At 73.4% G+C, this 22,110-nt stretch carries 16 protein-coding genes and 1 riboswitch; of the genes, 12 read left to right on the top strand and 4 right to left on the bottom strand.

Going from position 1 to position 22,110, the window contains the following annotated elements; genetic code table 11:
* Window positions 1–46: 46 nt before the first annotated feature.
* A riboswitch (cobalamin riboswitch) is annotated at window positions 47–159 on the bottom strand.
* A 103-nt stretch (window positions 160–262) separates the two neighbouring features.
* The 4 genes from IOD16_RS16580 (at window position 263) to IOD16_RS16565 (ending at window position 6,032) form a co-directional block, all read left to right on the top strand.
* Window positions 263–1,522, top strand: a complete 1,260-nt coding sequence (locus tag IOD16_RS16580) for a cytochrome P450 (RefSeq protein ID WP_201440774.1) — start codon at window positions 263–265, stop codon at window positions 1,520–1,522.
* Between the two features lie 158 nt (window positions 1,523–1,680).
* Complete coding sequence (locus IOD16_RS16575) at window positions 1,681–2,643, top strand: DMT family transporter (RefSeq protein ID WP_201440773.1); 963 nt, start codon at window positions 1,681–1,683, stop codon at window positions 2,641–2,643.
* A 114-nt stretch (window positions 2,644–2,757) separates the two neighbouring features.
* Window positions 2,758–3,939 carry a S8 family peptidase gene (locus tag IOD16_RS16570; RefSeq protein ID WP_201440772.1) on the top strand — a complete coding sequence of 394 codons (1,182 nt, stop codon included), beginning with the start codon at window positions 2,758–2,760 and terminating at the stop codon, window positions 3,937–3,939.
* 905 nt (window positions 3,940–4,844) lie between these two features.
* Entirely contained in the window at window positions 4,845–6,032 is a 1,188-nt protein-coding gene (locus IOD16_RS16565) for a cellulose-binding domain-containing protein (protein ID WP_123741577.1), read from the top strand.
* Between the two features lie 46 nt (window positions 6,033–6,078).
* Here IOD16_RS16565 and IOD16_RS16560 read toward each other — a convergent pair whose 3' ends face one another.
* Both IOD16_RS16560 and IOD16_RS16555 read right to left on the bottom strand, forming a co-directional pair.
* Entirely contained in the window at window positions 6,079–8,013 is a 1,935-nt protein-coding gene (locus IOD16_RS16560) for a S8 family peptidase (protein WP_201440770.1), read from the bottom strand.
* 302 nt (window positions 8,014–8,315) lie between these two features.
* Window positions 8,316–10,577, bottom strand: a complete 2,262-nt coding sequence (locus IOD16_RS16555; RefSeq protein WP_201440769.1) for an ATP-binding cassette domain-containing protein — start codon at window positions 10,575–10,577, stop codon at window positions 8,316–8,318.
* A gap of 76 nt (window positions 10,578–10,653) precedes the next feature.
* Between IOD16_RS16555 and IOD16_RS16550 the strand changes: the two genes are divergently transcribed.
* The 5 genes from IOD16_RS16550 (at window position 10,654) to IOD16_RS16530 (ending at window position 15,786) form a co-directional block, all read left to right on the top strand.
* On the top strand, window positions 10,654–11,442 hold the full coding sequence (locus IOD16_RS16550; RefSeq protein ID WP_123741574.1) for a TetR/AcrR family transcriptional regulator: 789 nt from the start codon (window positions 10,654–10,656) through the stop codon (window positions 11,440–11,442).
* A 148-nt stretch (window positions 11,443–11,590) separates the two neighbouring features.
* The gene (locus tag IOD16_RS16545) at window positions 11,591–12,352 is read left to right on the top strand and encodes a putative protein N(5)-glutamine methyltransferase (protein WP_201440768.1); all 762 of its coding nucleotides are present in this window, start codon (window positions 11,591–11,593) and stop codon (window positions 12,350–12,352) included.
* A gap of 74 nt (window positions 12,353–12,426) precedes the next feature.
* Window positions 12,427–13,605, top strand: coding sequence for an FAD-dependent monooxygenase (locus tag IOD16_RS16540; RefSeq protein ID WP_201440767.1), 1,179 nt, complete (start codon window positions 12,427–12,429; stop codon window positions 13,603–13,605).
* Window positions 13,605–15,155 (top strand): hypothetical protein, encoded by a 1,551-nt coding sequence (locus IOD16_RS16535; protein ID WP_201440766.1) that lies wholly within the window; start codon window positions 13,605–13,607, stop codon window positions 15,153–15,155. Before IOD16_RS16540 ends, IOD16_RS16535 begins: the two co-directional genes overlap by 1 nt.
* 4 nt (window positions 15,156–15,159) lie before the next feature.
* Entirely contained in the window at window positions 15,160–15,786 is a 627-nt protein-coding gene (locus tag IOD16_RS16530; RefSeq protein WP_123741570.1) for a TetR/AcrR family transcriptional regulator, read from the top strand.
* Window positions 15,787–15,798: 12 nt separating this feature from the next.
* Here IOD16_RS16530 and IOD16_RS16525 read toward each other — a convergent pair whose 3' ends face one another.
* Both IOD16_RS16525 and IOD16_RS16520 read right to left on the bottom strand, forming a co-directional pair.
* The gene (locus IOD16_RS16525; protein WP_201440765.1) at window positions 15,799–16,305 is read right to left on the bottom strand and encodes a GNAT family N-acetyltransferase; all 507 of its coding nucleotides are present in this window, start codon (window positions 16,303–16,305) and stop codon (window positions 15,799–15,801) included.
* Window positions 16,302–17,459 carry a winged helix DNA-binding domain-containing protein gene (locus IOD16_RS16520; protein ID WP_201440764.1) on the bottom strand — a complete coding sequence of 386 codons (1,158 nt, stop codon included), beginning with the start codon at window positions 17,457–17,459 and terminating at the stop codon, window positions 16,302–16,304. The genes IOD16_RS16525 and IOD16_RS16520 overlap by 4 nt, the downstream gene beginning before the upstream one ends.
* Before the next feature lie 77 nt (window positions 17,460–17,536).
* On the opposite strand from IOD16_RS16520, the gene IOD16_RS16515 reads away from it, so the two are divergent.
* From IOD16_RS16515 to IOD16_RS16505, 3 genes are all read left to right on the top strand, one after another.
* Window positions 17,537–18,118, top strand: coding sequence for a PadR family transcriptional regulator (locus tag IOD16_RS16515; RefSeq protein WP_201440763.1), 582 nt, complete (start codon window positions 17,537–17,539; stop codon window positions 18,116–18,118).
* Window positions 18,119–18,340: 222 nt separating this feature from the next.
* Window positions 18,341–20,839, top strand: coding sequence for a DEAD/DEAH box helicase (locus tag IOD16_RS16510; RefSeq protein ID WP_236595177.1), 2,499 nt, complete (start codon window positions 18,341–18,343; stop codon window positions 20,837–20,839).
* Window positions 20,836–21,933, top strand: a complete 1,098-nt coding sequence (locus IOD16_RS16505) for an SWIM zinc finger family protein (RefSeq protein ID WP_201440761.1) — start codon at window positions 20,836–20,838, stop codon at window positions 21,931–21,933. The genes IOD16_RS16510 and IOD16_RS16505 overlap by 4 nt, the downstream gene beginning before the upstream one ends.
* Window positions 21,934–22,110: the final 177 nt, after the last annotated feature.

The following is a 22,110-nucleotide window of genomic DNA, read 5'->3' as shown; positions in this document are numbered from 1 at the left end:
GTGACCGACTTCCCCCGGGCTCCGACCCGTTGACCTCGACGGTGTCAGGAGCGTGGCACGCGCGACGGGTGTTCGGGCTCGTCCCGGGTGGGACCTACCGTTGCGGGTCAGCGCCGGATTTCGACCGGCTTCCCCCGTGTCGCGCGCGATTGCCGATCGTCTGTCACGGACCTTGGCGTGTCAATCCGCCTCTAGCGCGATGCTGCTCACCCCTACGTACGGTTACCGTCGGGCGATCCGGTCTGGGGAAGAGGGGTGTTCGATGACGACTCTGGCGTCCGTGCGCGACGGTCTGGTGGCGTGGGTCGCACGGCGTTCGGCGACGCGGTGGGTGTTGGGCAAGATCGGTTCGCGGGCGTTCGCGCTGCTCCCGGACCGTGCGCTGGTTCCGCTGAAGCGGGACGGCGTGGTGCCGGTCGCCGAGTTGGAGCGGATGCGGGAGACCGGCGCGGTGCACCGGATCCCGATGCCGTTCGGCCTGCGGGTGTGGTTGGTCACCGGTCAGGACGAAGCGAAGAACGTGCTTTCCGACACAGGTGCGTTCAGCAACGACTACGCGCGGCTCGGCGCGGCGGTCGGCCGGCTGGAGCAGTCGCCCGGCGGCCTCGGCTTCGCCGACCCGCCCGACCACACGCGGCTGCGCAAGCTGCTCACGCCGGAGTTCACCATGCGCCGGCTGTCCCGGCTGGTGCCGCGCATCGACGCGATCGTCACCGAGCGGCTGGACGCCATGGAGGCGGCCGACGGGCCGGTCGACCTGGTGCGGGAGTTCGCGCTGCCGGTCCCGTCGCTGACCATCTGCGAACTGCTGGGCGTGCCCTACGCCGACCGCGACCGGTTCCAAGAGCTGGCGGCGGCGCGGTTCGACGTGTTCGGCGGCGCGGGCCAGGCGCTGGGCGCGATCTCCGAGTCGCTGTCGTACATGGAGGAGATCGTGCGCCGCGAGCGCCGGTCGCCCGGTGACGGCCTGATCGGCTCGATCATCCGGCAGCACGGCGACGACGTGAGCGACGTGGAGCTCGCGGGCCTCGCCGACGGTGTGCTGACCGGCGGGTTCGACACCACGGCCTCGATGCTCGCGTTGGGCGCGATCGTGCTGCTGAAGGACGACGCCGCGCGTGCGGCGATGCGTGACGACGACGCGTCGGCCGCGCCGCTGGTCGAGGAGCTGCTGCGGCACCTGAGCGTGGTGCAGGTGGCGTTCCCGCGGTTCGCCCGGCACGCGCTGCGGGTCGGTGAGCAGCAGATCGAGGAAGGCGACGTGGTCGTGGTGTCGTTGTCGGCGGCGAACCGCGAAGGGGCGTCCGACTTCGACGCGGGCCGGTCGGCGTCGTCGCACCTGGCGTTCGGCTACGGCGCGCACCGGTGCGTCGGCGCGGAGCTGGCGCGGCTGGAGCTGCGTGCCGCCTACCCGGCCCTGCTGCGCCGCTTCCCGAACCTGCGCCTGGCCGAGGAGCGGCCCGCGTTCCGGACGGCGTCGATCGTGCACGGGGTCGAGACGCTGCTCGTCCACACGCGCTGACCGTTGAACTCAGGGGTCCTCGGCGTAGGACTCTCGGGACCTGGGTGCGGGACTCTCGCGGGGGTGCTGCACCCAGGCACGGATCTTGTAGCAGTGCTTAACGCTTCGTCATGAGGTTTCACTTTTCTTGAAGTCGGTCGTGGGGGACGGTGGTTCCCATGATCGGACGCGGTGTGGTGCGGATGGGTGCGCTGGCCCTGCTGTGGGGCTCGGTGTTCCTGTGGATCGAACTGGCCCTCACCGGACTGTCGCCGACGCAGATCACGGTGATCCGCTGCGCCCTCGGGGCCGTGACGCTGCTCGTGATGGCGCGCGTGAACCGCCAGAAGCTGCCGCGCCGCCTGTGGGGCAGGCTCGCGGTCGCCGCGTTCTTCTGCAACGCCCTGCCGTTCCTGCTGTTCGCCGTCGGGCAGCAGACCGTCGACTCCGGCGTGGCCGGTGTGCTCAACGCGACCACCCCGCTGTTCTCGCTGCTCATCGGCTTCGCCCTGGGCACGGACGGCCCCGTTACCCCGGTCCGGGTGCTCGGCCTGGTCGTCGGTTTCACCGGCGTGACCCTGATCTTCGCCCCGTGGGAGCAGCCCGGCGTGGTCAGCCTGGGCGCGCTGGCCCTGCTCGGCGCGGCGGCGAGCTACGCGGTCGCGTTCGCCTACATGGGGCGCGAGCTGGTCGGCCAGGGCGGTCCGGTCGCGGTGTCCGCGGCGCAGCTCCTCGCCGCCACGGCGCTGAGCACCGTCATGATCCCGTTCGACCACGCGCCGGCCACGCCCAACGCCACGGCCGTCGTCGCCGTCGTGGTGCTCGGCGTCTTCGGCACCGGCTTCACGTTCATCCTCAACTACCGGATCATCGAGGACGAAGGCCCGACCAGCGCCGCCACGGTCGGCTACCTGCTGCCGGTCGTCTCGGTCGCGCTGGGCGCGCTCGTGCTGGACGAGCCGCTGACGCCCCGGATCGTCGCGGGCATGGCGGTCGTCCTGGTCGGTGTCGCGCTGACCCGGCTGGCACTGGCCCGGTCGGCGGCGGGCAAGCGCCCGGCCGAGCGACCCGGGCATTACCAGTTGTCCGTTATGTCCACCGAGGGTGACGAGCCGGGCGGCCGTTCGGCCGACCTCGGTTGACCATGACAAAACCGCTGGTCAGGCTGCTGGTCTGGACCTCGGGCGAGTGACCGTCGGCTCCGTCAACCCTGCGTCGGGGCGCGCTCGTCCGGGTTCACCCGAAGGAGCCACCCCGTGCGTCCTTTCCGTCGAACGCTCACCGTCCTGGCCGTCGCGAGCACCGCCGTCGGCCTCACCGCCACCACCGCCTCGGCCGAACCCCAGCACCAGGCCGACCTCGTCACCGCGACGGCGTCCGCGACCGTCCACCCGATCAAGGACTCCTACATCGTCACCCTCGGCTCGACGGCCCGCGGCGGCGCGAGCGTGGCCGCCACGGCGGGCGTCACGCCGACCCACGTGTGGGACGCGGCGTTCCACGGCTTCGCCGCCAAGCTCACCCCGGCGCAGCTGCGCAAGCTCAGCCGCGACCCGGCGGTCACCACGATCGAGCAGGACGTGCTGGTCACCGACGCGCTCGACGCCACCCAGGCCAACCCGCCGTCGTGGGGCATCGACCGGATCGACCAGGCCGCCCTGCCGCTGTCGAAGAGCTTCACCTACAACCAGACCGGCGCGGGCGTGCACGCCTACATCATCGACACCGGCATCACGCCGGGCCACGCGGACTTCGGCGGCCGGGCCACCTTCGACTACAACGCCTACGACACCGACAACACCGACTGCCACGGCCACGGCACGCACGTCGCCGGCACGATCGGCTCCGCCACCTACGGCATCGCCAAGGGCGTGCGGCTGCACGGCGTGAAGATGATGAACTGCTCCGGCAGCGCCACCACCACGTCGGCGCTCAACGCGATCAACTGGGTCACCGCCAACCACACCAAGCCGGCCGTCGCCAACACGTCGTGGAACTTCACCGCGTCGGCCAGCCTGGAGACCGCGATCCGCAACATGATCGCGGCGGGCGTCTTCCTGGCGACCTCGGCGGGCAACACCGGCGGCAACTCGTGCGACCGCCTGCCGCGCAAGGTCGAGACGGCCAGCGTGGTGGCGTCCACCACGAACACCGACGCCCGGTCGTCGTTCTCCAGCACGGGCGCCTGCGTCGACCTCTACGCGCCGGGCAGCTCGATCGTCTCGACCGTCCGCACCGGCGGCTCGGGCACGATGAGCGGGACGTCCATGTCGTCGCCGCACGTGGCGGGCGTGGCCGCGCTCTACAAGCAGCGGTTCGGCGACCAGCCGTCGGCCACCGTGCACAACTGGCTGAACTCCAGCGCCACGCCGAACGTCGTGGGCGGCGGCGCCACCGGCGGCACGGTCAACCGCCTGCTGTTCACCAACGGCCTGTGAACCTCCCCGGCGCGCGGGAGTTCGCGCCCTCACCCCGCGCGCCGGGGAACCCCACGCCCCCAACAGCCCTGCTCGCCCCGTAGAGCCACGCGCCGCCCGTGGTCGCCACCGGTGCGAGGAGCGGCGGATGGGGACCACCACACTGGTGCTGCCGCTCGCCGACCCCGCGGCCGACCTGGAGACCGTCGACGGGAAGGGCGCCTCGCTGACCAGGCTCGCCCTGCTCGCGCTGTGGGGGAGTTGACGAGCCTCGGCCTGGCCCGACTCGCCCGCGCCGAGCTCACCCGCGAGGCCTACGCCCGACAGTGCGGCCACCGCTTCGCCGACGAGTTCGAGGTGTCCGCGCCGCGCCCGGCCGAGGACCCGGAGTGGCCTCGCCACCACGACGTCGGCGTCGACCCCGAAGAGCTGCCGACCAGGCAGGCGGCCGTGCGCGAGGCGGCGTGGGCGCGGCCGCGCACCCCGGCAAGGTCGCGCGACTGCGCCGCGAGGTGGACGAGCTCGCCGCGCCGCCTACGACCGCTACCGCGCGCTGCCGCCGTACTCGACGGTGATCCGGGGCCGGTTCGACCCCGAGACGTGGGCTGCCGGCCCGGACCGCCGCCTGGACGTCTTCGACGCCTTCGCGGCACCGCTCGGCGACGACGTCTCCGGCTTCCCCGGCGCCGCAGGCGTGGCGCGGCACGGTGACCGCGCTCAGCGCCAAGTCGACTCGCGGTGGCCGATCGCCCCGTCGGAACCGGGTAATGCGCAGCGGACCTGGATCGTTCCGCGGTACCCGACGGCAGCTCGGCGGGTCGTCGTTCGGACGGCCGTTGCGGCAAGCGGCCTATTCCGTTCAGGTGACGGAATCGTTACAGTCTGTTTCTGGGAACGCTCCCAGATACGACAACGAAGGGGTTGTTGTGCGAAATCTGCTGGCGGCGGTGGCCGCTGTGGTGTCGATAGCCGGGTTGGTGGTGATCGGCGGGACCAGCACGGCGGGGGCTGCTCCCGTCTGTGCCGTGGACTACAAGCTCAACCAGTGGGCCACCGGGTTCACCGCCAACGTGACCGTGACCAACCAGTCCGCTCCGGTCACTTCGTGGAAGCTCACCTGGACCTTCGCCGGTAACCAGGCGGTCAGTTCCGGCTGGAGCGCCGACGTGAAGCAGTCCGGCGCCGTGGTGACGGCGTCCAACATGCCGTGGAACGGCTCGCTGGGCACGGGCGCGAGCGCCCAGTTCGGCTTCCAGGCCACCTACAGCGGCACGAACGCGACGCCGACCGACTTCGCGTTCAACGGGGTCTCGTGCAGCGGCGACGGTCCGACGACGACCACCACCACGTCGACCACCACGTCCACGAGCACCTCGACGAGCACCTCCACCACGACGTCGACCACGACGACCACCACGACGACCGGTGTGCCCGGCGACTGCGGCTCGGCGACGCTGTGCGACGGCTTCGAGCAGCAGACCGGGACGTCGCCGAGCGGTCGCTGGACCGTCGGCGCGCCCAACTGCACCGGCCAGGGCACGGTCAGCATCGACAACTCGGTCGCGCGCAGCGGCTCGAAGTCGGTGCGGGTCAACGGCGCGGCGGGCTACTGCAACCACATCTTCTTCGGCACCCCGCTGAGCGGTTCGAGCGTCGTGCACGGCCGGTACTACGTGCGCCACACCACGGCCCTGCCGATGTCGCACGTGACGTTCATGGCGATGAAGGACACTGCCGACGGCGGCAAGGACCTGCGCATGGGCGGCCAGAACGCGGCCCTGCAGTGGAACCGCGAGTCCGACGACGCGACCCTGCCCGAGCAGAGCCCGGTGGGCGTGTCGAAGAGCAAGCCGCTGCCCACCGGCCAGTGGAACTGCGTGCAGTTCACCGTGGACCCGGCGGGCAAGCTGTCGACCTCGTTGAACGGCGCGGTCGTCGAGGGCCTGGTGGCCGACGGCGTGTCGACGCCGGACGTCGACGGGCAGTGGCTGCGCAAGACCAACTGGCGCCCCGCGGTCACCGACCTGCGGTTGGGCTGGGAGAGCTACGGCGAGGGCTCGAACACGCTGTGGTACGACGATGTCGCGATCGGCTCCTCGCCGATCGCCTGCTGAGTGAGGCCGTGGGGAGGGCCGGCGACCGGCCCTCCCCACGGTCGGCTCAGGCCGCGTTCACCGAGACGTCGTCCAGCACGAACGAGGTCTGGTAGGACCAGTCCTCCGTGCCGGTGAAGCTCAGCGTGACGCTCTGGCCCGCGTACGCGCCCAGGCTGAAGGTGCGCACCGCGTAGCCGGAGGGGTTGAGGTTGGTGTAGGTCGCCAGGGTGGTGCCGGCCACCGACACGGTGAAGGTGTCGAACACCTCGGGCTCGTACTCCGCCGTGCTGATCTTCAGCCACAGCGACAGCGTGGTGTTGACGCAGCCCGCCGGGATGGCGACGGTCTGGGTCAGCGTCTCGGTGTTGCTGTAGCCGTAGCCGCTGATCCACGAGGAGCGCGTGCCCGTGCGGGGCGCGCCTTCGCCGGTCCACGCGGAGATCGTGTGGGTGGCGTTGGACCAGCCGGTGGTGCCGCTCTCGAAGCCGCCGTTGACCGCCTTCTCACCGGGCGCGGCGCACGAGCCGCCCGGGGGGTTGACGGTCCAGGTGAACGTGGCGCTCCCGGTCTTGCCCGCGCTGTCGGTCGCGGTGGCGGTCACGCTGTAGGAGCCGGCGGTGGTGGGCGTGCCGGAGATGAGGCCGGTGGCCGCCGCGATCGTCAGGCCGGGCGGCAGGCCGGTGGCCGACCACGTGTACGGCGGGGTGCCGCCGGAGGCCTTGAGCTGCAGGCTGGTGGCGGTGCCGACGCTGCCGGTCTGGTTGCCCGGCGGGGTGACCGACGGGCTGCCCGGGTCGGGGTTGCCGCCCGTGTTGACGAACAGCAGCCGGTTGGGCGAGCCCGTGCCCGGGCTGGTGATCTTGTTCGCGGTGGAGTTGGCGATCATCGTGCTCTGGACCTGCGCGGGCGTCAACGACGGCGTGGCGCCGAGCAGGACCGCCGCACCGCCGGCCACGTGCGGCGACGCCATGGACGTGCCGCTGATGGTGTTGGTGGCGGTGTCGTTGGTGTTCCAGGCCGAGGTGATGTTCTGGCCCGGGGCGAAGATGTCGCTGCACGTGCCGTAGTTGGAGAACGAGGCACGCGCGTCGGTGTTGGTCGAGGCGTTCACGGTGATCGCCTCGGCGACGCGGGCCGGGGTGAAGTTGCACGCGTCGGCGTTGGAGTTGCCCGACGCGATCGCGAAGGTCACGCCGTCGGCGATCGCGTTGCGGACCGCGGCCTCGCCGGTCGCGTCGCTGCCCTGGCCCCCGAGGCTCATGTTCGCCACGGCCGGGCCGGAGGTGTGGTGGCCGGTGACCCAGTCGATGCCCGCGGCGACACCGGCGAACGAGCCGGAGCCGGCGCAGTTGAGCACCTTGACCGCGATCAGCCGCACGCCCTTGGCGACGCCGTACGACGTGCCGCCGACCGTGCCCGCCACGTGGGTGCCGTGGCCGTTGCAGTCGGTGTTGTTGGTGTCGACGGTGTTGGTGCCCCAGGTGGCCCGGCCGCCGAAGTCGGAGTGCGTGGTCCGGATGCCGGTGTCGATGATGTAGGCGGTGACGCCGGTCCCGTCGCTGGGGTAGGTGTAGGACGAGTCGAGCGGCAGGTCGCGCTGGTCGACGCGGTCCAGCCCCCAGGACGGCGGGTTCGGCTGGGTGCCGGTGGCCTGGACCTCGCCGTTCTGCTGGACGTAGGCCACGCCCGGCTCGGCGGCCAGGCGGCGCGCGTCCCGTTCGGACAGCGTGCCCGCGAAGCCCTTGAACGCGTTGCGGTAGGTGTAGTCGACCTCGGCGTCGTACTTGGCGCTGAGGTCGGCGGTGAGAGCGTCGACGCTCTGGGTGGACAGCTGGTGGTAGACGACGATGTAGCTGTCCTTGATGGCGGTCGGGTTGGTCGTGCCGAGGATGTCGCCCTCGGCGGCGGCCGGTGTGGCGCCGGAGGCCAGGGCCAGGGCGGTCACCGCGACCGTGCCCAGGGCGATCAGCGCACGTCTGGATCCGCGAACGTCTCCCATTGCAGGGTTCTCCCTCATGCAGGGGTTCCGGCAGACCCATAGCGGCGCGGGTCGGCCGGGGAGTGGAGGTTCTGCGATCACGTTCGCGCGGACGTGATCGGCAACGTTAGAGGACCGCTCGGAACCGGACAATCGGCCGGCAGTGGGAACGACCTGCGGTATTCCGAACGACGCCGAGCCCCCGAAGGGGTGACGCACGCCCCACTGGCCAATAATCTTAATAACTTCAGTGTCAACTGAAAGAAGTCCTCTTCCGGGGTCACGTCGACACCGGAAGAGGACTCCCCAAACCGCCTGGACGGTCAGCCGCCCACGTACGCGCGGAGGTGTTGGGCGGTCAGGGTGGAGGCGTTGCCGACCAGGTCGGCGGGGGTGCCGGTGAAGACGACCCGGCCGCCGTCGTGGCCGGCGCCGGGCCCGAGGTCGATGATCCAGTCGGCGTGGGCCATGACGGCCTGGTGGTGCTCGATCACGATGACGGTGTTGCCGTCGTCCACGAGCCGGTCGAGCAGGGCGAGCAGCTGGTCGACGTCGGCGAGGTGCAGGCCGGTGGTCGGCTCGTCGAGGATGTAGGTGGACGCCTTCTCGGCCATGTGGATGGCGAGCTTGAGCCGTTGCCGTTCGCCGCCGGACAGGGTGGTGAGGGGCTGGCCGAGGGAGAGGTAGCCGAGACCGACGTCGACGAGCCGGTCGAGGACGGCCTTGGCCTGCTTCTCGGTGAAGAAGTCGCGGGCCTCGGTGACGGACATGCCGAGGACCTCGCTGATGTTCTTCTCGCGCAGGGTGTGGGTGAGGACCTCGGCGGTGAACCGCTTGCCCTCGCACTTCTCGCACACGGAGGCGACGCCGGCCATCATCGCGAGGTCGGTGTAGACGAGGCCGATGCCCTTGCACTGGGGGCAGGCGCCTTCGGAGTTGGCGCTGAAGAGGGCGGGCTTGACGCCGTTGGCCTTGGCGAAGGCGGTGCGGATGGGGTCGAGCAGCCCGGTGTAGGTGGCGGGGTTGGAGCGCCGCGAGCCGCGGATGGGCGCCTGGTCGACGGTGACCACGCCGTCGCGGCCGGCCAGGGAGCCGTGGATGAGGGAGCTCTTGCCGGAGCCGGCGACGCCCGTGACGACGGTGAGGACGCCGAGGGGCACCTCGACGTCGACATGCTTGAGGTTGTGCAGGGCGGCGCCGGTGATGGCCAGGCGGCCGGTGGGCGTGCGGACCTGGTCGCGGAGCCGGGCGCGGTGGTCGAGGTGGCGGCCGGTGAGGGTGCCGGAGGCGCGGAGCTCGTCGACGGTGCCGGTGAAGGTGATGTGGCCGCCGTTCGTGCCCGCGCCGGGGCCGAGGTCGACGACGTGGTCGGCGATGCCGATGGTCTCGGGTTTGTGCTCGACCACCAGGACGGTGTTGCCCTTGTCGCGCAGGCGGAGCAGGAGGTCGTTCATGCGCTGGATGTCGTGGGGGTGCAGGCCGACGGTGGGTTCGTCGAAGACGTAGGTGACGTCGGTGAGGGCGGAGCCGACGTGGCGGACCATCTTCACGCGCTGGGCCTCGCCGCCGGAGAGGGTGGCGGCGGGTCGGTCGAGGCTGAGGTAGCCGAGGCCGATCTCGACGAGGTTGTCGAGGAGTTCCTTGAGGGTGGTGAGCACGGGGCCGACCGACGGGTCGGTGATCTTGGCGACCCAGTCGGCGAGGTCGCTGATCTGCATGGTGGAGCAGTCGGCGATGGTGACGCCGTCGATCTTGGACGAGAGGGCGGCGGCGTTGAGGCGGGCGCCGCCGCAGTCGGGGCACTCGGTGAAGGTGACGGCGCGGTCGACGAAGGCGCGGACGTGGGGTTGCATGGATTCGCGGTCTTTGCCGAGGTAAAGGCGTTGGACCTTGACCAGGAGCCCTTCGTAGGTGACGTTGGTCTTGCCGATTTTCACCTTGGTGGTGTCGCGGTTGAGGAAAGCGTCCCATTCTTCGTCGGTGAAGTCCTGGAGCTTCTTGTCGGGGTCGTAGAAGCCGGACTGGACGTAGGTCTGGACGTACCAGTTGTCGACGGTGAAGCCGGGGACGGTGATGGCGCCCTCGGTGAGGGACTTGGTGCGGTCGACGAGCTGGTCGACGTCGACGGTGGAGACGCGGCCGAGTCCTTCGCAGGTGGGGCACATGCCTTCGGGGAGGTTGAAGCTGAAGGCGCCGGAGGTGCCGACGTGGGGTCGGCCGAGGCGGCTGAAGAGGATGCGGAGCATGGTGTGGGCGTCGGTGGCGGTGCCGACGGTGGAGCGCGAGTTGGCGCCCATGCGTTCCTGGTCGACGATGATGGCGGCGCTGAGGTTGCGCAGGGCGTCGACGTCGGGGCGGCCGAGGCTCGGCATGAAGGACTGGACGAATGCGGTGTAGGTCTCGTTGATGAGTCGTTGGGACTCGGCGGCGATGGTGCCGAAGACGAGGGAGGACTTGCCGGAGCCGGAGACGCCGGTGAAGACGGTGAGTCGTCGTTTGGGGATGTCGACGGAGACGTCGGCGAGGTTGTTCTCCCTGGCGCCGCGTACTTGGATGACGTCGTGGCTGTCTGCTGGTGCGGCCATCGCCGGCTTTCCCCCTGCTTTGTTTATGCCGTAAGGTGCTCGCGGCACCGTACTTTACGTTGTAAGGGGTGGGCAAGTGGCCGTCTTCGCCGGGCAGGGTGACGCGGGTCGGTCGATGAGGCTGCTGTGGCGTGCGCCGGGTGGTGGCGCGGGGTCGGGCCTGTCGGTGGACGTGATCGTGGACGCGGCGATCGAGGTGGCGGACCGGGACGGCATGGCGGCGTTGTCGATGCGCGCGGTGGGCGAGCGGTTGGGGCGTTCGGCGATGGCGTTGTACACGCACGTGCCGAGCAAGGCGGAGTTGTTGGACCTGATGTACGACCGGGTGTTGGGGGAGTTGCCGTCGCGGTACCCGCTGGAGGAGGGCTGGCGGGTGGCGTTGCGGGCGTGGGCGGGTGACGCGCGGGAGTTCTTCCTGGCGCACCCGTGGGTGTTGCAGGTGTCGCAGGCGCGGCCGGTGCTGGGGCCGAACGAGTTCGTGATGCTGGAGGTGCTGCTGGGGATCCTGCGGCCGACCGGGTTGGGCGCGTCGGTGTTGCGGGGCGTGGTGGGCGCGGTGGTGCAGTTCGTGCGCGGCGCGGCGGGGGTGATCGCGGAGGCGCGGCGGGCGGCGCGGGAGACGGGGATGACGGACGAGGAGTGGTGGTTCTCGCGGTCGGGGGTGTTCGAGGAGGTGGTGCCGGACTTCGCCGAGCGGTTCCCGTTGTCGGCGTGGCTGGGCGCGGAGGAGCCGCCGGAGGTGGCGGGGGAGGAGGACGTGCCGTACCTGGAGCGGGACGCGGTGGGGAACTTCGTGACGGGGTTGGAGGTGTTGTTGGACGGCGTGGAGGCGGCGGTGGCGCGGGCGCGCGCCGGCGGGGGCTGAGTTCGGTGCGTGGTGATATACGGTGTGGCGGTTGGCGCGGACGAGGGAGGTGGGACCCATTTCTGCTGGTGTGCATCGGGTCGCTCCCGGCCGCGTCGTGGCGGTGTGAGGGGCGCCCTCGGGTTTCACGCGAGAGGCGTTCGTTCCCATGGATGTTGATGTCGTCGCGCGGTTGCGTGCGGCCGGGTGTGTGTTCGCCGAGGACGAGGCGCGGTTGTTGGTGGCCGCCGCGCGGGGTCCGGAGGAGTTGGAGTTGTTGACGGCGCGGCGGGTGGCCGGGTTGCCGTTGGAGCAGGTGGTGGGGTGGGCGGAGTTCTGCGGGTTGCGGGTGGTGGTGGAGCCGGGGGTGTTCGTGCCCCGTCGGCGCACGGAGTTCCTGGTGCGGGTGGCGGTGGGGGTGGCGCGGTCGGGTTCGGTGGTGGTGGACCTGTGCTGCGGTTCGGGTGCGGTGGGCGCGGCGGTGGTCGACCGGGTGCCGGGGGTGGAGTTGCACGCGGTGGACGTGGACCCGGCGGCGGTGGCGTGTGCTCGTCGCAACGTCGGCGCGGGCCGGGTGTACGCGGGTGATCTCTACGAGCCGTTGCCGGTGTCGTTGGCAGGGCGGGTCGACGTCCTGGTGGCGAACGCGCCGTACGTGCCGACGGAGGCGATCGGGTTGATGCCGCCGGAGGCGCGTGAGCACGAGCCGCGGGTGGCGTTGGACGGTGGGGCGGACGGTCTGGACGTGCAGCGGCGGGTGATCGCGGGCGCGGCGCGGTGGCTGGCGCCGGGTGGGCGGTTGCTGGTGGAGACGGGTGCGCGGCAGGCGTCGGGGACGGTGCGGGCGTTCGCGGCGGGCGGGTTGCGCGGGGAGGTCGTGTCGGACGAGGAGTTGTCGGCGACCGTGGTGATCGGTTCGGTCGGGCCGTAGACCGGGTGTTGAGCGGGTGCTCAGAACTGGCTACCCTCCGTTTTGAGCACTCGCTCAAATACGGGGGGTGGCCGGTGGTCGGGCGGACTGTGGTCGTGGTGGGTGGCGGTATCGGTGGGCTGGCGGCGGCGGTCGCGCTGCGCCGGGTCGGGTGCCGGGTCGTGGTGCTGGAACGCGCGGCGGGGTTCGGCGAGGTCGGGGCGGGGCTCGCGCTGTGGCCCAACGCGATGCGCGCGCTCGCGGCGCTCGGGGTGGCGGAGCGGGTCCGCGCGGTCGGCGCGGTGCAGGCGGCGGGCGGCGTGCGTGGCCGTTCCGGTCGTTGGCTGTCGCGGACGGACAACGCGGAGATCGCCCGGCGGCACGGGATGCCGCTGGTGGTGGTGCGCCGGGCGGACCTGGTCCGGGTGCTGGCGGAGGCGTTGCCGCCGGAGTGCCTGCCGGCGGACGCCGAGGTGCGGGCGGTGCGGCCGGACGGCGACGCCGTGGTGGTCGAGCACCGGGGCGGGGTCGTGCGGGCGGAGCTGGTGGTCGGCGCGGACGGCGTGCACAGCGGGGTGCGGCGGCAGTGGTGGCCGGAGGCGGAGCCCGCGCGCTACGCGGGGTGCACGGCGTGGCGGATGATCACCGGGCCCGTCGCCGAGCCGCCCGCGGAGGGGGCGGTGATCTGGGGTCGCGGTGAGCGGTTCGGGTTCACCGGCCTGCCGGGCGGCCGGTTCTACTGCTTCGGGACGGCGGCCGTGCCCGCCGGTGGCGCGGCTGCCGAGGGTGAGCTGGCCGCCGTGCGCGCCCGGTTCGGCGCCTGGCCGGACCCGGTGCCCGCGCTGGTGGCGGCGGTGCCGGAGGGCGGTGTGGTGCGGCACGACGTGCACGTCGTGCCGCCGTTGGCGAGCTACGTGCGCGGCCGGGTGGCGTTGCTGGGCGACGCGGCGCACGCGATGGACCCGGCCTTGGGCCAGGGCGCGGGGCAGGCGCTGGAGGACGCGGTCGTGCTGGCCGACTGCCTCGTTTCGGCCGCGAGCGTGGGATCGGCGCTGGTCCGCTACGACCGGTCGCGCGGGCCTCGGACGCGGGCGGTGGCGCGGCGTTCGGCGCGGCTGGGCCGGGTGGCCCGGTGGACGTGGCCGCCCGCGGTGGTGGCGCGCGATCTCGCCGCCAGGCTGACCCCGGCCGCGGTCGCGCTGCGTGCCGTGGCGCCGGTCCTCGGGTGGAACCCGCCGTCGTCCGACCGCGCGCCGCACGGCGCGGGTCGCTAGTGCCCGACTGGACCTACCACCCGTTGCGGGGGATCGCCGCCGCGCTGCTGGGGACCGGTCGCTCCCGGCGGGTCGCGTTGCGGACGCTGGCCGCGGTCGGGTCGTGGCCGGGCGGTGGTCGGCTGGTGTCGTGGGGGTTCGGGCACCGTCACCCGCCGGCGGCGTTGGCCGGTGAGGTCGCCGGCGTGCCGGTGCGCAACCGGCTCGGCGCCGTGGTGCCGCCGGACGTGGCGCGGGACGCGATCCGGGCGTTGCCGCTGCTGGGCGCGGGAGTCGTCGAGGTGGCGCCGGTCGGGCTCGCCGACGTGGGCGTGGTGCGTGCGGCCGCCGCGGGTCGACGGGTGCCGGTGGTGGTGCGCGCGACGGAGCGGGCGGTGGCGGACGTGCTGTCGCCGCACGTCGACGCGGTCCGGGTCGGCGCCGGTCCCGACGTGGTCCACCTGACCTCCGCGTCCCCGGCGCGTGCCGCTGACCTGCTCGCCGACCCGGCCACCGCGGTCCTGGTCACGCCGGACGTGCTGGTGCGGGCCGGTCCGGGCTTCTTCGCGCGGGTGGTGGAGGTGGTGACGCCCACCGGTCCGGCGCCGTCGGTGCGCGACGTCGGCCGTGATCCGCGGCGGTGGCCGGCGTGGTGGTGGGGCACGCTGCTCGGGGTGGGCATGGTCGTCGCCGGCCTGGGCGCCGCCGCGATCACCCTCGGCCCGGTGCTGCTGTGGTACGACCGCGGCTACCTGGGCGCGGACGTCGACCGGCTGCACGGGATCAACCACCACCTGGTGCGCTTCCTGCAGCACGACCGGATCACCATGGCCGGGACGATGGTGGCGATCGGCGTGCTCTACGCGGGCCTGGCGGCGGGCGGTCTGCGGACGGGCCGGCCGTGGGCGCGCGAGGCGTTGCTCGTCTCCGGGTGGATCGGGTTCCCGACGCTGCTCTACTTCCTCGGGGTCGGGTTCGTGGAGCCGCTGCACACCCTGGCGGTCGTGGTGCTGTTCCCGATGTTCGTGGCCGCCACGCGGCGCCGGTCGGGCGGTCCGCGGTGGACGGTGCGCCCGGACGGGCCCGAGCGCGAGCGGCGGCGGGCGCTGGTCGGGCAGTTGCTGCTGGTGTGCACGGGGTCCGGGCTGTTCGTGGGCGGCGTGGTGGTGTCGGCGGTCGGCCTGTCGGACGTGTTCGTGGCCGGCGACCTGGAGTTCCTGCGGACCGGCCCGGAGGCGTTGCACGCGGCCAACCCCCGGTTGCCGGGGTTCGTCGCGCACGACCGGGCGGGGTTCGGCGGGGCGCTGATGGCCGCGGCCGCCGCGATCACGCTGCTCGGCGCGTGGGGGTGGCGCCGGGGCGAGGCGTGGGTGTGGTGGTCGCTCGCGCTCGCCGCGGCCGCCGGGTTCCTGCCCGCGCTCGTGGTGCATGGCGTCATCGGCTACACCGACGCGGGCCACCTGGCGCCGGTGTTCGCCGGGCTCGGCCTCACCGCGACCGCGCTGGTGCTCGCCCGGCCCTACCTGTGCGCACGCCCGGCGGAGGTCCGCGTGGCCGCGCCCCTACCGTGATGGCATGGCCGACACCCGACAGCGACTGATCGACGGCGCGATCGAGACGATCCGGCGGCACGGCCTCACCGGGACGTCCGCGCGCACGATCGCCGCCACCGCCGGCGTCAACCAGGCCTTGGTGTTCTACCACTTCGGCAGCGTGCACGAGCTGCTGGAAGCGGCGTGCCTGGCCTCGACCGAGGCGAGGGTCGCGCCGTTCGCGGCCCGGCTGGACGAGGTCGCCGACCTGCGGCAGCTGCTGGACCTGGGTAGGCGGCTGCACGCCGAGGAACGCGAGCAGGGCAACGTCATGGTGCTCGCCCAGATGCTGGCCGGCGCGCAGGGGGACCCGGCGCTGGCCGGGGCGACGGCGGCGGCGCTGCGGCTGTGGGTCGGGCCGGTCGAGCGGGCGCTGGAGCGGCTGCTGGCCGGCTCCCCGGTGGTCGACCTGGTGGACACCGCCGGGCTGGCCCGCGCGGTGTGCGCGGGGTTCATCGGCCTGGAGCTGTTCGAGGGCGTCGACCCCGCCGGCGCGCACGCCGCGCTGGACGCCCTGGAGCGCCTGGCGGTCCTCGTCGACGTGGTGCAGGACCTCGGGCCGGTCGCCCGCCGCGCGCTGCACGCCAAGCTCCGCAGGTCCGGGACCTGACCGACCGGCCCGTCAGGTCCCGACCCCGCCGTCGAGTCGGGTCGGGGGCGGCTCGGGGGAGTCGGGCGGCGACTCGGCCGGCACGGTTCCGACGGGCACGGTGATGCGCGCGAGCACGCGGGCGCCGTCGACGTCGAGGATGGCGCCGGCCTTGCGCAGGACGGTCAGGGCGGCGGTGTTGCCGGTGGTGGTGTCGGCGACGATCGTGGTGACGCCGCGTCGCGGGGCCTGCTCGATCACGCGGCGCAGCGCGGCGAGCCCGACGCCGTCGCCGCGGGCGCGGCGGGCGACCCAGATGCCGGTCTCGCCCTCGGCGGTGAGCCGGATCATGCCGACGGTGCGGTCGTCCCGCACGATCTCGTAGGCGTCGTCCTGGAAGCCGCGGTAGAAGTCGCGGAACTCGTCGGGCCGGTCGGCCGTCCAGCCCGGCGGCATCACGTCGGCGGGGTCGGCGTCGGCCACCGCGAGGTCGAGCAGCCGCTCGACCGCCGCGTCGTCCACCTTCCGCAGCACGATCACGTCGTCAGCTCCTTCTCCAGCGGTGTCCGGAAGCGGGGGATCACGCGCACCCCGCCGAGCCAGGACGCCACCCGGTCCGCCTCCCCGGCGATCGCGGCCTCCGCCTCGGCGCCGACGTCGTCGAGCAGTTCCCACACCAGTCCGCCGTCCGCGCGTTGGGACCACCCGCCGACGACCGCGCCGTTCCACCACACGGTCGGGCCGACGTTGCCCGCGGTGTCGAACAGGCGTGGCCGGTGCCGGTCGGGGAGGTACCAGTCGCGAGCCTGCCACCCCATCGGGGTCGGATCCAGGGCCGGCAGCAGCGCGGCCCGCGGCTCCGGCTCCTCGACCGGTTCGAGGTCGTCGGGCAGGGCGTAGCCGGGGCCGCTGGACAGCTCGACCGCGACGGCGCCCGCCGCGGCGAGGGCCTTGCGGGTGTGGCCGAGGTTCCAGCCGGTCCACCACTTGAGGTCGGCCTCGGCGCCGGGCCCGTAGGAGGCGAGCCAGCGGCGGGCCAGCTCGGCGCGGGCCTCGTCGGGGTCGAGCTCGGGCCACGGTGTGGCGGGCGCCCAGCGGAACTGGGTGCTCAGCCACGTGCCGAGGGGCCGGCCGCGGCGCAGCCGGCCGTCGGCGGCCAGCACGCGGATGATCCGGCTGGACACGTTCTGCCGGGTCTTGTAGGGCTTGCCGGCCGCGACGACGACCTGTTCGAGCAGGGCGGGCACGTCGCGGGTGAGCTCGACGGCGGTGGCCTCGCCCCGCCGCGCCAGCGCCCGCAGGGTGTTCCGCTCGACCTCGGCGAGGCGGTCGGCGTCCCAGCCGACGCTCTCGGCCAGGAAGTCGAGCAGCTTCCGGCGTTCCTTCACGGCGATGGCGGCGCCGGCGGCGGCCTGCACCACGGGCGCGGTCGCGGCGGTGACGGCGAACATGGTGCGGCGCATGCACAGCAGCCGGACCAGCGTGCCCCGGTCGTAGAACGCGGCCTCCACCTCCGCCACCGAGGGCCGCGCCAAGCGGGCGCACGCGGACAGGAACACGGTGGCCGGGTCGGTGGCGTGCAGGCCGACCACCGCCTCGGCCACGTCCTCCACGGCGGCGGCGCGGGTGGTCAGGAGGTGTCGGACGGCGAGGCGGGCCCGCCGCTGGGCGTCGTCGATCCTGGCGAGCGTCACCGGCCCATCCTCGGCGATCTACCCTGATCGGCGAAACCGGGATCGCGGAACCCCGGATACCGCTGGACGAGGACGCGATGTCGGCAACACGGCTGCTGGTGCTCGGGGTGGTGCGTGGCTACGGGCGCGCCCACGGCTACCTGATCGGCAACGACCTGATGTCGTGGGGCGCGGGCGAGTGGGCCAACGTCAAGTGGGGCTCGCTCTACCACGCGCTCAAGCAGCTCACCAAGGACGGCTGCCTGACCGACTACTCGGTGCCGCCGGGCCGCACGGACTACGAGATCACCCCCAAGGGGGAGGCCGAGTACCGCAAGCTGCTGCGCGACGCGCTGCGCCGCCCGGAGGCGCGGCCCGACCTGCTGGCCGCCGGGCTGGCGTTGCTGCCGTCGCTGTCGCGGGCGGAGGCCGTCGGCCTGCTCACCGAGCGGTTGGCGGCGCTGCGGGCGCGGCGCGACGCGGCGCGCGAGCAGGCGGGGCAGTGGGGCGAACCGCCGCACGTGAAGGAGCTGTACGGGCTGTCCGAGCACATCGCGGCCAGCGGGGTGGAGTGGACGCGGGGCCTGGTCGACCGCCTCGAAGCGGGCGCCTACCCGATGGCGGGCGAGCCGGGATCGCCCGGCACACCCGGCAGCTGGGCTATACTCAAACTTGAGTAGCGAGGGGGAGCGCTGAACACAGGGTTGGAGCGGTACGCGGCCGTCTTCGAGGCAGCCGACCCGCCACGCACGTCCACCATCGCCTTCTACCCCGCCCAGGACCCGCCTCCCGCCGGTGACGCGGTCGGCGCCCCCGGACCCGACCGGCTGAGCATCGCCACGCCCGACGGCGTCCGGCGGAGCGTCCCCGCCCTGCGGCTGCCCGTGTCCGAGGCCGTGCCGATGCTCAGCCGCGCCCGCCGCGCGCCGCACGCCCACCCCGCCACCGCGTTCTGGGGCGCGGCCGTGGTGGTGGCGTTGCAGCTGGTCGCCCGCGGCCGGGTGCGGCCCGCGGTCACCGACGGCGACTTCGACGCCTGGCTGCTCGGCCCGCTCGACGCCGCCGACCACGCCCGCGTCCGCGACCTGGCCGACGCGATGCCCGCGCACGCCAGGGCCGTCCCGCTGCCGGGTCGCGCACCGCTCGAACTGCCCGACGCCGAACCGCTGCTGCGCGCGTTCCTGGACGCCGTCGCCGACACCATGCCGCGCGGCGCGGCGGCCGTGCACGCCGCCGGCGCGCCCGCGTTCGCCGCCACCGCGCCCCAGCGGGTGCCGCACCTGCGCGACTGGGCCGACCAGGGCGTGCGCATCTCGCTGCGGATCGAGGGCTTCGGCCCGTTCCGCGCCGTCGTGCAGGTGCACAGCCTCGCCGACCCGGCCCGCGTGGTCGACGCCGCCGAGCTGTGGGCGTCGGCCAACCAGCGGTCCCGGGCCGACGCCACGGTCGCCCTGCGCCGCGCCGCCCGCGCCTGGCCGCCCCTGGAACGGCTGCTCGACCAGCCCGTGCCCGACGAGGTCGCCCTCCTGGACTCCGACGTGGAGCACCTGCTCGCCACCGGCGCGGTCCGCCTGGCCGGCGCCGGCGTGGACGTGCACTGGCCCAAGGACCTGGTGCGCGACCTGTCGGCCAAGGTCGTCATCGGCGAACGCCCCGCCGACCGGCCCTCGTTCTTCGGTTCCGACCAGCTCACCTCCGTGAACTGGCAGCTCGCCCTAGGCGAGGACCCGCTCACGCCCGCCGAGCTCGACCAGCTCGCCGAGGCCACCCGGCCCGTCGTGCGGCTGCGCGACCGCTGGACCCTGGTCGACCCCGAACTCGCCCGCCGCGCCCGCGAACGCGCCCTCGAACCCGTCACCGCGATCGACGCGCTCGGCGCGGCCCTCACCGGCACCACCCGCGTCGGCGGCGTCGAGGCCGAGGTCGCCGCCACCGGCTGGCTGGACAAGCTGAGGTCCCGGCTCACCGACCTCGACGACGACCCCGTCCCCGCCCCGCCCGCGCTGCGCGCCACCCTGCGCGACTACCAGCTGCACGGCCTGCGCTGGCTGGACCGCATGACCTCGCTCGGCCTCGGCGCGTGCCTGGCCGACGACATGGGCCTGGGCAAGACCGTCACGCTCATCGCGCTGCACCTGCACCGCGACCGGCGCGACCCCGGCCCCACCCTCGTGGTCTGCCCCGCGTCGCTGATGGGCAACTGGCAGCGCGAGATCGAGCGCTTCGCGCCGGGCGTGCCCGTCCGCCGCTTCCACGGCCCCCGCCGCGACGTCGCGCACGAGGGCTTCGTGCTCACCACCTACGGCACCATGCGGCTGGACGCCGACCGGCTCGCCGACGTCGACTGGGGCATGGTCGTCGCCGACGAGGCGCAGCACGTGAAGAACCCGGCCTCCGACACCGCCAAGGCCCTGCGCCGCATCCCCGCCCGCGCCCGCGTCGCCCTCACCGGCACCCCCGTGGAGAACACGCTCTCGGAGCTGTGGGCGATCCTCGACTGGACCACCCCGGGCCTGCTCGGCACCAGGCCGGAGTTCGCCGCCCGCTGGGCCGGCCCGATCGAGGGCGACCGCGACCAGGACACCGCGCGGCGCTTCGCCCGGCTCGTGCGGCCGTTCCTGCTGCGCCGCCGCAAGACCGACCCCGGCATCGCGCCCGAACTGCCGCCGAAGACGGAGACCGACCAGCCCGTCTCCCTCACCCGCGAACAGGCCGCGCTCTACGAGGCCGTCGTGCGGGAGCTCATGGCCGAGGTCCGCGAAGCCGACGGCATCGCCCGCCGCGGCCGGATCGTCAAGCTCCTCACCGGCCTCAAGCAGGTCTGCAACCACCCCGCCCAGTACCTCAAGGAGAGCTCGCCCAAGCTCGCGGGCCGCTCGGGCAAGCTCGAACTGCTCGACGAACTGCTCGACACCATCCTCGCCGAGGACGGCGCGGTGCTCGTGTTCACCCAGTACGTCGCCATGGCCCGCCTCATCGAACGCCACCTCGCCGACCGCGGCATCCCCAGCCAGCTCCTGCACGGCGGCACACCCGTGCCCGCCCGCGAGGACATGGTGCGCCGCTTCCAGGACGGCGAGTGCCCGGTGTTCCTGCTCTCCCTCAAAGCCGCGGGCACCGGCCTCAACCTCACCCGGGCCGACCACGTCGTGCACTACGACCGGTGGTGGAACCCCGCCGTCGAGGACCAGGCCACCGACCGCGCCCACCGCATCGGCCAGACCCGGCCCGTGCAGGTGCACCGGCTCATCGCCGAGGGCACCATCGAGGACCGCATCGCCGCGATGCTGCGCGCCAAGCGAGACCTCGCCGACTCCGTCCTGTCCCGCGGCGACGCCGCGTTCACCGAACTGTCCGACGACGAGCTGGGCAACCTGGTCGAACTCCGGAGCGGCACATGAGCGACCGCGTCAAGGGCTTCCCCGCGTTCGGCAAGGGCGTGCGCCACGCCCGCTCCTGGTGGGGCAAGGCGTGGCTGAAGGCCCTGGAGGACACCTCGCTGGACCAGGCGCCGCTGCGGCAGGGCCGCAAGTACGCCCACGCCGGGCTCGTCGGCACCATCACCGTCAGCCCCGGCCGCATCGCCGCCACCGTCTACGACACCGAGGACACCTACCGGACCTCCGTCCACCTCACCCCGCTCACCGACGCCGAGTGGGACCGGTTCCTCGGCCAGGTCGCCGCCAAGTCCGGGCACCTCGCCGCGCTGCTCGACCGCGAGATGCCCCGCGAGCTCGCCGACGCCGCCGCCGACGCGGGCGTGCCGCTCCTGCCCGGCATCGGCGACCTCGACCCCGAGTGCACCTGCCCCGGCTGGGAACTGCCCTGCCGCCACGCCGCCGCCCTGTGCCACCAGGCGTCCTGGCTGCTCGACGCCGACCCGTGGGTGCTGCTGCTCCTGCGGGGACGCGACCAGGAGGAAGTCGTCGCCGGCGCCAGGCCCACCGCCGGCATCCTCGCCACCGCCGCCTACGCCCGCCCCGTCGCGGACCTGCCCGACGACCCGCCGCCCGCCGACCTCGGCCCGCTGCCCGAGTTCGAACCCGCACCCGGCCTCGACGTCGACGTGCTGCGGCTGCTCGTCGCCGACGCCGCCGCCAAGGCCCGCGAGGTGCTCGCCACCGGCCAGTGGCCCGCGCCCGACGACCGCCGCGACCACATCCGCATGGCCGCCGCCCACCCCGCGCTGCGCGACCGCTTCGACGTCGACCCGCGCGCCGTCCGCGCGTGGCAACAAGGCGGGGCGGGCGCCCTCGACGTCCTGGAACACCCGTGGACGCCCGGGAAACCCGACACCGCCCGCGCCCGCGCCGCCTGGGCCGGCGGCGAACTGCCCGAACCCACCGTGTGGCGCAACCGCTGGACCGTCCACGACCGACAACTCCGCTACGGCCGCGACGGCCGCTGGTACCCCTACCGCGCCACCGACGGCGACTGGTGGCCCACCGGCGCCCCGCACCGCGACCCGGCCACCGCCCTCAACGACACCGACTGAACCCGGGGCGCCGCAAGCAGTCGCCCGTGCCGGAGGTCCGTCCACCGTGGACCCGTCCGCCGCAGGGGGTTCGTCGTCCACAGCGGACAGAAGGGGCGGAAGGTTCTGCCCGAGCCCGGACCACCACACCTGTGGTACCACAGGTGTGGTGGTGAGTCGCGAGGGCCGGACGAACCC

Origin of the sequence: Saccharothrix sp. 6-C (assembly GCF_016695385.1) — a bacterium.
GTDB lineage: Bacteria > Actinomycetota > Actinomycetes > Mycobacteriales > Pseudonocardiaceae > Actinosynnema > Actinosynnema texasense.
The sequence above is the reverse complement of the archived record's forward strand: the minus strand, read 5'-3'. Positions and strand labels throughout refer to the sequence as shown.